This is a genomic window from Salmonella sp. SAL03688, assembly GCF_046551895.1.
GTDB lineage: Bacteria > Pseudomonadota > Gammaproteobacteria > Enterobacterales > Enterobacteriaceae > Salmonella > Salmonella enterica.
Map to the genome: position 1 here is coordinate 1 of NZ_JBGDVI010000087.1, position 244 is coordinate 244.

Consider the following 244-nt stretch of genomic DNA (forward strand, 5'->3'; position numbering starts at 1 on the left):
TGGTGCAGAGGGTACTATGTCGATACGGTGGGTAAGAACACGGCGAAGATACAGGACTACATAAAGCACCAGCTTGAAGAGGATAAAATGGGTGAGCAATTATCGATCCCTTATCCGGGCAGCCCGTTTACGGGCCGTAAGTAACGAAGTTTGATGCAAATGTCAGATCGTATGCGCCTGTTAGGGCGCGGCTGGTAAGAAAGCCTTACAGGCGCATCAGAAAAACCTCCGGCTATGCCGGAGG

Annotated in this window: 1 pseudogene; it reads left to right on the forward strand. The window is 51.2% G+C overall.

The features are described 5' to 3' along the window. Positions 1-144: pseudogene (locus ACLJR2_RS23855) on the forward strand (IS200/IS605 family transposase); the annotation flags it as partial. Positions 145-244 lie beyond the last annotated feature (100 nt).